The organism is Campylobacter volucris (assembly GCF_008245045.1).
Lineage (GTDB): Bacteria > Campylobacterota > Campylobacteria > Campylobacterales > Campylobacteraceae > Campylobacter_D > Campylobacter_D volucris.
Genome location: NZ_CP043428.1, coordinates 1022512 through 1036539 on the forward strand (window position 1 = coordinate 1022512; position 14028 = coordinate 1036539).

Below are 14028 nucleotides of genomic sequence, written 5' to 3' on the forward strand. Positions count from 1 at the left end.
GCTAATCTCCTTTGTTCCATTGGATTTGAATTTGTTCTAAAGTGAATTTTTTGCTTTTGATCTTAGATACTTCAAACACAGCTTCTAATTGTTTATAGCTTGTTTCAAGATCTTCATTAATAATTAAAAAATCATACTGAGATAAAAATTTCATCTCCTCACTAGCATTTTCTAATCTTTTACCAATATCTTCTATTTTATCAGTATTTCGCTTAAGCAATCTTTTTTCAAGCTCTTTTTTGTTTTTAGTAGTAACAAAAACAGAAGTGATAAAATTTGGTATCTTTTCTTTTGCTATGCAAAAACCTTGGACATCAATATCAAAAATAACACTCTTTCCATCTTCTAAAGCTTTTTTAACAGGAATCAAAGAAGTGCCGTAATAATTTTTATGTACCAAGGCCCATTCTAAAAATTCTCCATTTTCTATACCTTGCTTGAATTCGGCTTCACTAATAAAATGATAATCTACTCCATTTTTTTCATTTTCTCTTGGAGCTCTTGTAGTGCTTGATATAGAAAAGTAAATATTTTCTTTTTCTTTGAAAAGCCTTTGTAATAAAGTGCTCTTACCAGCGCCACTTGGACCAGATATAATTAAAATTTGGCCACTCAATTTTTATTACTCTCATCAAAACTAATGTTAATATTTATATTCATCTTCATACCTTTTAATGCTGCTTTTAAGGTATCATCAGTAATGCTTGAAGTAATTGTTTGAGCTATGCTTTTACTTAATTCATCAACCATTTCTTCATTATTCTTAACATCTTCTAAATCACTAATGTTATCATTATCCATTTTAACATCATCTTGCAAATTTGCATCATCAGACGTTGTTTCTCCTAGAGCCATTTTAATTTCTTCTTCACTTAAAGAAGCAAAATCATCTTGTTCATTTTTCATATTTTCATCCATGTTATTAAATTCATCCATTGTTTTTTCATCCAATTCTTCTAATTCCTCATCAAGCTCATCAATAGCAGCTAATTCTTCTTTTATCTTATCTTGAGTGCTAATTTCCTCATCAAAAACAAAATCTTCTTGAATATTTTCATCTTGAGACTCAAGTAATTCTTCTACTTGCGGCTGTTCATCATCTAAATTTTCATCTAAATTTTCATCCTCATCACCAATAAATTTCGCATCTTCTGGAATATCGTCAAAATCCACTTCTTTTTCACCAAGCTCTTCCACCAATGGTTCTTCTAAATCATTAATATTTTGTAAATGCGCGGCATTTTCTTCTACATTTTCTTCTACATTTTCTTCTACATTTTCTTCTACATTTTCTTCTACATTTTCTTCTACATTTTCTTCTACATTTTCTTCTACATTTTCTTCTACATTTTCTTCTACATTTTCTTCTACATTTTCTTCTACATTTTCTTCTACATTTTCTTCTACATTTTCTTCTACATTTTCTTCTACATTTTCTTCTACATTTTCTTCTACATTTTCTTCTACATTTTCTTCTACATTTTCTTCTACATTTTCTTCTACATTTTCTTCTACATTTTCTTCTACATTTTCTTCTACATTTTCTTCTACATTTTCTTCTACATTTTCTTCTACATTTTCTTCTACATTTTCTTCTACATTTTCTTCTACATTTTCTTCTACATTTTCTTCTACATTTTCTTCTACATTTTCTTCTACATTTTCTTCATCTAAATTTAAATCTTTTAACAATTCATCTGTATCCAATAACTCATCATCTTCTAAAATTTTATCTTCATCAAAACTAAGCAATTGCTCATCTAAGTCATCATTTGATTGTTCTTGATCAATTTCACTAAATTCTTTAATTCCACCTAATAATTCTATAAAATCAGTAGGTAAAAAAGGCTTATGCAAACACTCTATATCTTCTTTTTTTTCTTGATTTCTTGGTAACAAATAAATCAATCTATCACATTTTGTTTTAAGTTCATTTAAATCAACATCACTATCATGATCTACAATAATAATATCATAATGCGAAAGTTCACCTTCGATATTTGCAATTTCTTCAAAATCATAACCAAGTTTTTGCACACCCAAACTTACTAATTTAGATACAGCAACATTGGAATTTACAAGTAAAACTTTCATTCATTTCTCCTAAAAACTTAAAAAATGTGTTATTTTAAAATAATTTTAATTATTTATTGCTTATAGATTAAAAAATAATAATTCAATATGCCCAAAACTTTTCATTATCAAATTTTTAAAATATTCCATCATTACAAGTAAAATAGCTATCAACACAGCAAATGATAAAAATATTTTTATTGGATATCCCACAACTAATAAATTAAATTGAGGCATTGTCTTCATAAGCATACCAAAAATCACATCTGATAATAAAGAAATAGCCAAAATAGGAAAAGCCATAGAAAAACCTAAAACAAAAATATTAACCATAGCTTTATTTAGATAAAGCATTAAATTTTCATGCGGATAAAATCCGCCTAAGCTGATATAATCTAAAGAATTTGATATGAAAAGCAATACCAAATGATGTCCATCAAAAGCTAAAAAAAATAATAATGCTAATAAATTCAACACTTGAGAAATCACTGGAGTATTAGCTCCAGTTGATGGATCAACAATGCTAGCCATAGAAAATCCCATGGTAAAAGACACTTGTTCTCCTGCCATTTGCAATATAGCAAAAACCATTTGTAAAATCAATCCCGCAATCATTCCAAATAAAACTTCACCCAAAAGAAAAAGTATAAAAAAAGAATCAGGTGTATTACCTTCTACTTTTGCCAAAGGAAATAAAAACATAGTTAAAAATAATGCCAAAGTAGTTTTAATGACTATAGGAATGCTATTGTGAGAAAAAAAAGGAAAAAAAACAAACAAACCGCTCATTCTTGCAAAAAGCAACATGAAAGCAACTACATTTTGATCACCCAAATACTTAACAAATTCCATGATTTCCTAAATGAAAAACAAAATCACATTTTTTTGCAAGTTCTTGATCATGGGTAACAAATACCAAAATCGCATTATGATTTTTAACATAATCAATCAAAATTTCCATCACATTATGAGCATTTTTATAGTCTAAATTTCCAGTTGCTTCATCAGCAAAAATAATTTTAGGTTTTTTACTTAAAACTCTAGCAATACTTACTCTTTGCTGTTGACCACCACTTAATTTTGTAATTTTTTGCTCTAATAAATCACTTATACCTAATTGCTTTAAAAGCTCATGATCAATTTCTTGTTTGCTTAAAATACTAGCTAATTCAATATTTTCAAAAGCAAAAAAACCTTTAAACAAATAATGTGTTTGAAAAATAATTCCAAATTCATTTCTACGAATTTTTAATAACTGCTCTTCTTTGAGTTGATATATATTTTGATTTTTATAAAAAACATTTCCAATTTTTGGTTTTAATAAAGTAGAAAATATATGCAAAAGAGTTGATTTGCCACAACCACTACTTCCTTGTATGGCAATACAATCTCTTTCATATAATGATAAATTCAAATTTTCAAAAAGCGGATATTCAAAACTATGTCCTAAATTCTCCGCTTTTAAAATTTCCATAATTAGCTCATTTGCGCAGCAACTTCAGCAGCAAAATCTTCAGTTTTCTTTTCTAAGCCTTCACCCACTTCAAAACGGATAAATTCAACTATTTTTATACTTCCACCAAGTTCTTTTTCTTTTTCGGCAATAACTTGTTCAATGGTTTTTTTATCATCCATTACATAAAATTGACCCATTAAAGTAAGTCTGCTATCAAGCTGAGAATTATCAGCAATAAAGCTATTCATCTTACCAGGAATAATATTATCCCAAATTTTTTCAGGTTTTCCTTGTGCTTTAAGCTCTGCTTTGATATCTTCTTCAGCTTGTTTTAAAATAGCTTCGCTAAGTTGCTTTCTACTTGCAAATTTAGGAATTTTATGTTCAGGTTTGTTTGGATCTTTTAATCTTCTTCTTTCTTCATTATCTTTTTCCAGTTCAGCTACTAAAGCTTTGTATTCATTTTCTACAAATTCCATATCTAAATCTTCATAAGATAAATAGCTAGGTTTCATAGCTGCTATATGCATACAAATATGTTTTAAAAATTCTGAACATTTAGAAGCAGTAGCTTCACTATCACAAGCTGCAGCAATAACAACACCAACGCGACCATTGGTATGAATATAGCCATTTACCACACCATTGGCACTTGCTTCTAAAGTATCAAATCTTCTCACAACTAAATTTTCACCTATGGTTGCAATTTGACTTTTTAAATATTCTTCAAATTTCACTCCATTAATTTCACTAGAGTGCAATTCTTCAATACTTTGAATATTTCTAGCTTGAATATGACTTGTAGTATCTTTAGTTAAAGCGATAAATTGTTCATTTTTAGCAACAAAGTCTGTTTCTGAATTAATTTCACTAACAGTTGCAAATTTAAAATCATCGCTTACTTTTACACTAACCAAACCTTCGGCTGCTAAACGATCGGCTTTTTTTTCTGCTTTACCAAGACCTTTTTCTCTTAAAAGTTGAACTGCTTTTTCAAAATCACCATCTGTATCTTTCAAAGCATTTTTACAATCCATCATACCTGCGCCAGTGCTTTCGCGCAGTTCTTTTACCATTTGTGCAGTGATTTCAGCCATTATTCTTTATCTCCTTCAAAATCTTCTTCACTCATAGCTTCTTCTAAAACTTCTTTTTTTTCTTCTTCGCTAATTGGTAATTCTGTTTGTGCATCACCATCTTGCTCTCTTAAAGCTTTACCTTCATTAATTGCTTCAGCCATCTCTTGGCAAAAAAGTTGCACTGAACGAATAGCATCATCATTGCCTGGAATTGGATAATCAACCAAATCAGGATCACAATTTGTATCTAAAGGAGCTACTACAGGAATTTTTAGTCTATTTGCTTCTTGTACTGCTATTTTTTCTTTTACCGTATCTATTACAAATATCATATCAGGTTGAGTTTTCATATATCTAATTCCACCAAGATATGCTAATAGTTTTTCTTTTTTTCTAGTAAGCATTAAAGCCTCTTTTTTTGTTAAAAGCTTGATGCTTCCATCTTCTTCCATTTTTTCTATAACTTCTAATTTTCTAATTGATTGACGAATAGTACCAAAATTAGTCATCATACCACCAAGCCATCTGTGATTAACATAAGGCATACCACATTTTTCAGCATATTCTTTAATAGCGCCACCAGCTTGTTTTTTTGTTCCAACAAAAAGTATAGTTTTACCTTCAGCTGCTGCATCACGAACGATATTATATGTGTATCTAAAATATCTTAAGGTTTTTTGTAAATCAATTACATATATACCTTTTCTTTCACCAAAAATAAATTTTTTCATTTTTGGATTCCATCTTCTAGTTTGATGTCCAAAATGAACACCACATTCTAATAAATCTCTCATGCTTACCATGATTTTCTCCTTGTGAAATATTTTAGGTTTATTCCTCCGCATTCATTAAACCAAATAAGCAACCTAAATAAGGAAATTAATGCGTGTGAAATGAGAAAGTATTTTATCAAATTTTGTTTATATTTAGCTTATTGTAAGACAAATAACGCCAAAAAGCGTTATTTGTTAAATTTTTAATGAAGTTTTGACCAAACCGATCTTTTCCAACCAATAGCAAAAATACTTAAGATAACAAAGAAAATCATAATATAAATTCCAGTTTGTTCTCTTTCTTCTTTTTTGCTATCGCCAACTTTTTCAAGATAATCAACAACTTGCTCTTGAGCTTTTTCGTTTAAACCTACTCTAGGCATAGCTGTGCCATGAATTTTCTTTTGAGGTTCGTTAATAAAAATATCAAGATAATCTCTTCCTTTAGATCTAATCATCATTGATAAATCAGGAGGTGTCATACCAAGATAATTTTTCAAATCATCCATATTTGAACTAGAAACAAACCCATCATACTTAACATCATGACATCTTCCACAAGCATTTTCAAAAACTTGCTTATCTTTTGCAAATTGAAGTTCTTTTGCTATTAAAGAATTCTTAGCTTCTTGGGATAATTCTTGATTTTTAGCATATTTTGCTTCTAATTCTTTTTTTGTTGTATCTTCAAAATCTTTTTCATATTTAACAGCAGTATCTTTTAAAAATGCTATTAAATCAGCTAAATCTTGTCCATCTTTAGTATCATCTCCACTTAAAGGATAAGCAGGCATTAAAAAAGGTTTTTCATCATTAAATTTATGTGAAATTTGCATAGCTTTAACTGGATCTATAATCAACGCAGCTAAAAATTTCTCATCATAAATACTACCCGCATCACTTAAATCAGGTGGAGTAACACCCAAAGAAGAATCTGTAATACTAGCTGGAATTCCTGCGGCTTTTACACCATGACATGCTATACAATTTCCTTCAAAAATTTCTTTACCTTTTTGCGCGTTTGCTTTTGAAAAATCAATTTTTGAAATTTTTTCCCACATTTGTTTAGTGCTTTGTTCTTGACTTTGTAAAAGTTCTAAAGCTTTTTGTGTAGCAATAATAGCTTTTTCATTACCAGAAGCTTTAGCTTCTTCTAAAGCCTTTGTTTTTGCTTCAATTTCCTTTTGAAAAAATTCTTCATCAGCTTTTGCAAAATCAAAATTTGCAGGGCTTGAATGTGGGTTCATCACTGAATGTGCAAATGGTTCAACCCCCCAGTATACTAAACCTGTAAAAAATACAACTACGAAAAATATTTTTAATTCTCTCATTATTAGCCCCTTTTTCTTTCCATAATTGTAATAATTGGCAATACCACTAATAATAACAATAAAAATACCATAGATGCATAAAATCCTATCCAAGCATTAATGCCTGTTGGAGGAAGTTTTCCATATACTGTTAATACAATCATGTCTATTAATAATACCCAAAACCAAACAAAAAACATCGGTCTTTCATGCGCTGGTTTTACTACATCACTTCTATCAAGCCATGGTAATAAGAAAAAGATAATTTGTGCTATACCAAATGCAGCCAAACCAATATCAAAAGCTTTGATACTTCCAATATCAAAGAAAAATCCTCTTAATACTTCATAACTCCATAAAAAATACCACTCAGGGTAGATATGCGCTGGAGTTTTTAATGAATTTGCAGGATCAAAGTTGATAGGATCCATTGCAAAATTAAATTTAAAACTAACCAAATAAAAGAAGAAAATCATAAACAATGAAATATACATAAAATCTTTTGCTAAAAATCCTGGCCAAAAAGGTATAACCTTAGAACCTTTAGTATCGCCAGCTAAATATTTTTCAGCTTCTAAATCAAAATCAATTTCTTCTGAAATTTCATTATTTACATGAGGAATTCTTAATGAATAAAAATGGAAAGCTATGATTGCTAAAATAACTATAGGCAACAAACAAACATGTAGCATAAAAAATCTTGTTAAAGTTGGATCTGAAACTGCAAAATCTCCTCTTATCCAAACCACCAAAGCATCACCAATAAATGGAATACCGCCAAAAAGTTGAGTGATAACCTGAGCAGCCCAAAAGCTCATTTGTCCCCAAGGTAACATATATCCACTAAAAGCTTCTGCTGAAAATACAACAAACAAAAGCATACCGCTTACCCAAATCATCTCACGACCTTTTTTATAAGATCCATAATAAATTCCAGTAAGCATATGAATATAAATAATCAAAAATATAATTGAAGCAGCTACACCATGCATATGACGCCAAAGCCAACCATATTCAACTTCTTGCATAATAGTTTTATTTACACTATCAAAAGCCAAAGCTACATCAGGTTTGTAATACATTACCAAAAATAAACCTGATATAAAAAGTATTGCAAAAAGTGTTGTTAAAATAACACCCATTGCCCATAAGAAATTAATTTGTTTTGGTATCCAATATTGTGCCATTAAAACATTAAAGAGCTTATTTACAGCCAATCTTTGATCGAGCCAATCAATGATACCAGTAGCTTTTTTAATCTGTGCCATATTAAGCTTCCTCCATCATTTTTTTATACTCTGGACCTTCTTCTCCTAAAACTAATTTTGTTCCTTCTATTCTAAAAGGTGGGATATCTAAAGGTCTTGGAGGAGGACCAAATACATTTTTACCGCTTGTATCAAATTCACCGCCATGACAAGCGCATTTAAATAATTTTTCACTTGGAGCATAAGCTGGAATACAGCCTAAATGTGTACAAAGACCGATAACAACAGTGTAAGCAACATCGCCTACAACCACATCTCTCTTGCTATCTTTTGCCATATCTGCATCTTTTTTGAGAATAAAAATTGGTTTTTTACGCCATTCTATCGTTCTTAATTCTCCTTCTTTCATACCCGAAAGATCTACAGTTGTAACTCCTGCTGCCTTAACACTTGGAAGTGGATCCCAAGTTTTTTTCATTGCAACCAATGAAAAAGCACCACCTACAGCAGCTACCGTTCCAAAGGCAAATCCCATAAAGCTTCGCCTGCTCTCAGATGTAGCCATATTACTTCCTTTATTTTTGAATTATTTTTTCAGTGTAAAAGAAAGTAGTGTATCGTAAAAATAATAAATTTTTTCTTTTGCAAAAGCCTTATAAATAGGATTAAAATAGTATTATTTAAATTAATTTTAGTATGAAATTTAAAAATAATTTAGACATTTTTAATATCTAAATTATTTTTTCATCTTGATATATATGTATAAAATGTCTAATGCAGCAGGAGTTATACCACTAATTTGCGAAGCAGCAAAAATAGTTGGTGGATTAAATTTTTGTAATTTTTCTACAACTTCATTACTCAAACCACTTACTTTTTTAAAATCAAAATCTTCAGGAATTTTAACTTCATGTAAATGTTTCATTTTATCTATTTGAGCTTTTTGCATTGCTATATAATGATAATACTTTGCTTCATTTAAAATTTCATTTAATGAATACTCATCCATTTTTTCAAACATTTCATTTAGAGCTTTTAACTTATCTATAGTAAAGCTTGATCTTGCAACAATTTTTTGCAAACTTACTATGGAAGTGATTTTTTCTTCATTGATACTTTGCAAAAATTCATTGTTTTGATTACTTGGAGTCCAAGAAGTTTCTAATAAATATTCTAGTCCTTTTTGAACATTTTGTTTAATATGATTTATATATGAAAATTCTTCACCATTTAAAAGACCAAAATTATATCCATATTCTCCAAGTCTTAAAATAGCATTTTCTTCTCTTAGCAAAAGCCTATATTCAGCTCTTGAAGTAAACATTCTATATGGTTCTTTTGTGCCCTTAATAACTAAATCATCAATCAATACTCCTATATAAGCTTCATCACGTCTTAATATAAAAGGATCTTTTTCTTCAATAGCTAAAACTGCATTAATCCCTGCCATAAATCCTTGCGCCGCTGCTTCTTCATAACCTGTTGTGCCATTAATTTGGCCAGCACAATATAAATTTTTAATCTTTTTAGTTTCTAAAGTATGTTTTAACTCAGTTGGATCAATATAATCATATTCTATAGCATAGCCAAAGCGCGTAATTTTAGCATTTTCAAAACCTTTAATACTTCTTAGCATAGCAATTTGCACTTCATAAGGCAAAGAAGTAGAAAATCCATTAATATAATATTCTGTCGCATCTTTAGTTTGAGGCTCTATAAACAAATGATGACTTTCTTTATCTTCGAAACGATTAATTTTATCTTCAATAGAAGGACAATATCTTGGTCCTATGCCTTCGATTTGACCTGTAAAAAGTGGAGCTCGATAAAAATTATTTTTAATAATCTCATGCGTTTTTAGATTAGTTCTTGCTATATAACATGGAAGTTGATTAGGGGTGAAATTTTTTGTTTTAAAACTAAAAGCCTTAGGATTTGCATCACCATGTTGAATTTCTAACACATTAAAATCAATACTTTTAGCATCAACTCTTGGACAAGTTCCTGTTTTTAATCTTCCTATTTTTAAGCCACTTTGTTTTAAATATTCTCCTAAATTTATTGAAGCTAATTCCCCTACTCTACCTGCTTGAAGCTTTTTTTCTCCTATGTGGATGAGTCCATTTAAAAAAGTTCCTGTTGTAAGGATAATTTTTTTTGCAAAATATGTATTATCTAAATTAGTTTTTACACCTTTAACAGCATCATTTTCTATAATCAAAGATACAACTTGTTCTTGTGAAATTTCTAAATTTTGCAATTTTAAAAGTTTATTTCTAGCACAAATTCTATAAGCATCCATATCAATTTGTGCTCTACTTCCACGAACTGCCACTCCTTTACTTTCATTTAAAATTCTAAATTGAATTCCAGCTTCATCGGTGATTTGTCCCATTAAACCACCCATAGCATCTAGTTCTTTTACCAAGTGCCCTTTAGCTAAACCTCCTATGGCAGGATTACAACTTGCTGCACCAATTTGCTCTATTAAAGTCGTTAAAAGTAAGGTTTTTTTACCCATTCTAGCAGCAGCTGAACTAGCTTCTATACCAGCATGGCCACCGCCTATTACAATCACATCAAACATATTTTGCCTTTATTTTCTAAAAAGGCAAGGATTATATAATATTTTACTTAAAACTAAATTTATAACTTTTGGATAAAATTAATCAAAAAATCAAGGTTTATCAATGTTTAATGGGCTTATTAGAGAATTAGCTTTTGTCAAATCTTATCAAAATAATACACTTACACTAAATGCTAAATACAAACCAAATTTAGGCGATAGCATCGCTGTAAATGGTGCATGTTTAAGCGTAACTCAAATTTATCATGATGGATTTAGCGTAGAGCTTTCTTATGAAAGCAGGACTCATATAGCTATAGAAAATTTTAAAGATTATGTTCATATAGAACCTGCTTTAAAATTTGGAGACAGACTTGATGGACACTTAATGCAAGGACATATTGATGCAATTGGAGAAATTATAAAAATACAAAATAACCAAAATGGGGTTGATTTTTATATTAAAGCTCCTAAAGATATAATGATGTTAATTGCAAATAAAGGCAGTATAGGTATAGATGGGGTTAGCTTAACAGTGAATGAAGTTTTTGATGATTCTTTTCGTTTAACCATCATCCCTATAACTTTTAAAGAAACTTTATTTAAAAACTATACCATAAAAAGAAGAGTAAATATAGAAACAGACCTTTTAGCTCGTTATATTTATAGACAAATTCATCATAAAGAAACACTCACATGGCAACAAATCGATCAAATTTCATCACTTTATTAGAAAATGATTATGTAAAAGCATTTGTTGCTTTTGATAAAGACTATAATATTTTTAGAGAAAATGTTATCCACCATAGTGTATTTGAATTTGATACTAATATACAAACTTGCGTTTTTTTAAATCAAATTCATTCTAATATAGTTAGTGTTTATAATGATGATTTTAATATAAATTGCGATGGCGTGGTTAGTGCTTTAAAAAAGACAGCTTTGTGTATTTTAAGCGCTGATTGCTTGCCTTTGCTTTTATATGATGAAAATAAAAAAATCATTAGTGCTTTACACTCAGGAAGAAAAGGTTGCTTTGAAAATATTTTAAAACAAGCGGTATTAAAAATGCAAACAAAATTTCAAAGCAATCCTAAGGATATCACTTTAATCATTTCTGCAGGAATTTGTGGATTAAACTATGAGATAAATGGAGAAATTTTAGACTTTGCTCAAAAGAATTTTTCTAATTTTTTAGATAAAAACAAACTTGATTTAAAAAAAATGGTTAAATTTCAAGCAAATGATTTGGGTATAGAAAAAATTATAGATATTGATATTTGCACTTTTGATGATGAGAGATTTTTTTCTTATAGAAAAAACCAAACCTCAAAACGCATAGCAAGTGTGATTTATTTAAAGGGATAATATGTATGAAATAAAAAATTTACAAGCTTTAAAAATTTTACAAAAAGCGAGAGAATTTTCAGATAATGATCTTAGCAATGAGCTCTTAACCACACAAATGTTAAATTATAATATCAACCCGCTCAATAAACAAGATAGCCAAGAAATTACAAATTTTATCAACACTCTCATAATGGCAAAAGAAAAAGCTAAAATGAGCAATAAATAATCAATTTTTCCAAGTTAATATAAAGCAAGTTCCTTCTTTAAGTTTGCTTTGAACTTCTATATTTATACGGTGTTCATCACATATTTTTTTAACCAAAGAAAGTCCTATGCCAAAACCACCTTGATCATTATTAAACCTCATATAACGATCAAAGATTTTACTCAAATTTGCTTCAGAAATTCCACAACCACTATCTTTAATCATTAGTTTTTCTTTGTATAAATTAATCTCTATGTGTCCATTTTTTATATTATATTTTATAGCATTACCTAAAAGATTATCAAACATTTTAAAAAACTGCTCTTTGTTGATTAAAATTTTACCCTCATCTTGCAAATCAAGCTTTAAGGTAATATTTTTTTGCTCTAAAAATATTTTAAAATATTCTATCCTTTCAATAATTAAAGGTTTTAAAAAAATCCATTCTTTATTAGAAGAATAAGCCTGATAGAAATTTAAAAAAGTAAGATCTGAATAAATATGGCTTAAAGTCAAAGCTGCGATTTTGATACGCTTTAGCGGTTTTAAATGAGTAAAATCTTGTTTTTTTTCTAAACTTTCTATACTCATTAAAATAGCACTAATTGGAGTATTAATCTCATGAGTAGTATCTTTGATAAAATTATTTAAAAAATTTATCTTCATTTCCAAAGGTTTTAGAGCAAATTTTAAAATAAAATATCCCACAATACCCACACAAATTAAAGAAAAAATCATCACAAAAGCAACTTTAAATCTGATAAAAGCAAGCTCTTGTGAAACATCATCTCCTTGTACTAAAACCCTCAAGCGATTGACATCGCCTAAAACATCTAAAGTATCTATTTTTTGAAAATTTCCTAATAAAGCATTATTTAATCTTGCATCAGCAATGTAAATTAATTTATTATCATAAATATTGACATTATCCAGTTTAAAAAGCAAAGTTTGTGCAGGAAAATCTAAATTTGAAAAATACACTTTTGTTCTATCAAAAATAGCAAATTTGATATTAGAAAGTTGAGCAATAGTTGGAGCACTAACGCTTATAGGATCAAAACGAAATTTTTCCATTTGTATTGTGATAAAACGATAATCTTGTCTTAGTTTAAATTCATATTCTCTTGTTAAATCATCTTTTAATTTTGCATACCAAATTCCAAATAAAACAGCTAAAACACTACCTATACTAATAAGATATAAAGAAAGTATCTGCCATGCAACTTTTTTAGGTTCTTGCATAGCAATATCCTCTACCTCTTTGATTGATAATGCTATCTTTACCTAAAATTTTTCTTAAATTTTTAACATAAGCTCTTAAGCTAAGTTCGCTTGGCTCTTGATCATAATCCCAAATTTCTTCAAAAATATAAGCAGTATCAATAAATTTTCCTTTATTTTTTACCAACAAAGATAAAAGTTTTAATTCTTTTAAGGGTAAAGATAATGGCTTATCATTTTGATATAAGGTTTGAGAAACTAGAGCAAATTTTAAACCATTCCCTAAATCTTCATAATCTTCATTTTTATGAGAAAAAGATCTTTTTAAAATAGCATTAATTCTTATTTTTAATTCTTCAAGTTCAAAAGGCTTTTTTATATAATCATCACAACCACTTTCAAAACCCTTTTGTAAATCAATAGTAGTATTTAAAGAAGTCATAAAAATTGCAGGAGTGTATTTCTTTGCTTCTCTTAAATTTTTAAGCACACTAAAACCATCTCCCAAAGGAACTTTCACATCTAAAACCCAAAGATCGTAATTTTTCTCATAAGCTTTATTTAGGGCATCTTCTGCATTATCAACCAAATCAACAATAAACCCCTCTTCTTCCAAAAATTCACTAACAATTTCACCTAAATTAATATCATCTTCTAATAATAAAATTTTCGTTGCCATTTTTAACCTTTTTTAATATTGGCATTTTTAAAAATTATATTTTTTTTATATGAATTTAAAATGAATTTATAAAAATTAAAGCCTATTATTTATAGAATAATTTAAGTT

Annotated in this window: 15 protein-coding genes; 3 read left to right on the plus strand and 12 right to left on the minus strand. The window is 28.8% G+C overall.

The annotated features are described in order from the left end of the window. Position 1: 1 nt before the first annotated feature. The 10 genes from CVOLT_RS05385 to mnmG form a co-directional block, all read right to left on the minus strand. Positions 2 to 616 carry a deoxyguanylate kinase / guanylate kinase gene (locus CVOLT_RS05385; RefSeq protein WP_039665793.1) on the minus strand — a complete coding sequence of 205 codons (615 nt, stop codon included), beginning with the start codon at positions 614 to 616 and terminating at the stop codon, positions 2 to 4. Beyond that, positions 613 to 2094, minus strand: coding sequence for a hypothetical protein (locus CVOLT_RS07935; protein ID WP_039665794.1), 1482 nt, complete (start codon positions 2092 to 2094; stop codon positions 613 to 615). The genes CVOLT_RS05385 and CVOLT_RS07935 overlap by 4 nt, the downstream gene beginning before the upstream one ends. A 60-nt stretch (positions 2095 to 2154) precedes the next feature. Further along, on the minus strand, positions 2155 to 2925 hold the full coding sequence (fliR, locus tag CVOLT_RS05395; protein WP_039665795.1) for a flagellar biosynthetic protein FliR: 771 nt from the start codon (positions 2923 to 2925) through the stop codon (positions 2155 to 2157). Next, positions 2912 to 3547: an ABC transporter ATP-binding protein gene (locus CVOLT_RS05400; RefSeq protein WP_039665796.1), complete on the minus strand. Its 636-nt coding sequence runs from the start codon at positions 3545 to 3547 to the stop codon at positions 2912 to 2914. The genes fliR and CVOLT_RS05400 overlap by 14 nt, the downstream gene beginning before the upstream one ends. Before the next feature lie 2 nt (positions 3548 to 3549). Next, positions 3550 to 4626, minus strand: a complete 1077-nt coding sequence (tsf, locus tag CVOLT_RS05405; protein ID WP_039665797.1) for a translation elongation factor Ts — start codon at positions 4624 to 4626, stop codon at positions 3550 to 3552. Further along, a complete protein-coding gene (gene rpsB / locus CVOLT_RS05410) occupies positions 4626 to 5411 on the minus strand; it encodes a 30S ribosomal protein S2 (RefSeq protein ID WP_039665798.1) in 786 nt (261 codons plus the stop codon). Before rpsB ends, tsf begins: the two co-directional genes overlap by 1 nt. A gap of 173 nt (positions 5412 to 5584) precedes the next feature. Continuing rightward, entirely contained in the window at positions 5585 to 6712 is a 1128-nt protein-coding gene (locus CVOLT_RS05415; protein WP_039665799.1) for a ubiquinol cytochrome c oxidoreductase, cytochrome c subunit, read from the minus strand. A gap of 2 nt (positions 6713 to 6714) precedes the next feature. Beyond that, positions 6715 to 7959 carry a ubiquinol cytochrome c oxidoreductase, cytochrome b subunit gene (locus CVOLT_RS05420; protein ID WP_039665800.1) on the minus strand — a complete coding sequence of 415 codons (1245 nt, stop codon included), beginning with the start codon at positions 7957 to 7959 and terminating at the stop codon, positions 6715 to 6717. A gap of 1 nt (position 7960) precedes the next feature. Continuing rightward, positions 7961 to 8464, minus strand: coding sequence for a ubiquinol-cytochrome c reductase iron-sulfur subunit (gene petA / locus CVOLT_RS05425; RefSeq protein WP_039665801.1), 504 nt, complete (start codon positions 8462 to 8464; stop codon positions 7961 to 7963). Positions 8465 to 8635: 171 nt separating this feature from the next. Next, positions 8636 to 10486 carry a tRNA uridine-5-carboxymethylaminomethyl(34) synthesis enzyme MnmG gene (gene mnmG / locus CVOLT_RS05430; protein WP_039665802.1) on the minus strand — a complete coding sequence of 617 codons (1851 nt, stop codon included), beginning with the start codon at positions 10484 to 10486 and terminating at the stop codon, positions 8636 to 8638. Positions 10487 to 10589: 103 nt separating this feature from the next. Here mnmG and ribE point away from each other — a divergent pair, with 103 nt between their 5' ends. Genes ribE through CVOLT_RS05445 form a run of 3 tightly spaced genes read left to right on the plus strand, consistent with a single transcriptional unit; the run spans position 10590 to position 12041 of the window. Continuing rightward, on the plus strand, positions 10590 to 11198 hold the full coding sequence (gene ribE / locus CVOLT_RS05435) for a riboflavin synthase (RefSeq protein WP_039665803.1): 609 nt from the start codon (positions 10590 to 10592) through the stop codon (positions 11196 to 11198). Next, complete coding sequence (gene pgeF, locus CVOLT_RS05440; RefSeq protein WP_039665804.1) at positions 11162 to 11833, plus strand: peptidoglycan editing factor PgeF; 672 nt, start codon at positions 11162 to 11164, stop codon at positions 11831 to 11833. Before ribE ends, pgeF begins: the two co-directional genes overlap by 37 nt. A gap of 1 nt (position 11834) precedes the next feature. Continuing rightward, on the plus strand, positions 11835 to 12041 hold the full coding sequence (locus tag CVOLT_RS05445; RefSeq protein WP_039665805.1) for a hypothetical protein: 207 nt from the start codon (positions 11835 to 11837) through the stop codon (positions 12039 to 12041). Here the strand turns inward: CVOLT_RS05445 and CVOLT_RS05450 are convergent, their stop codons facing one another. Further along, positions 12042 to 13262, minus strand: coding sequence for a sensor histidine kinase (locus CVOLT_RS05450; RefSeq protein WP_039665806.1), 1221 nt, complete (start codon positions 13260 to 13262; stop codon positions 12042 to 12044). Beyond that, positions 13249 to 13920: a two-component system response regulator DccR gene (dccR, locus tag CVOLT_RS05455; RefSeq protein WP_039665807.1), complete on the minus strand. Its 672-nt coding sequence runs from the start codon at positions 13918 to 13920 to the stop codon at positions 13249 to 13251. Before dccR ends, CVOLT_RS05450 begins: the two co-directional genes overlap by 14 nt. Positions 13921 to 14028: the final 108 nt, after the last annotated feature.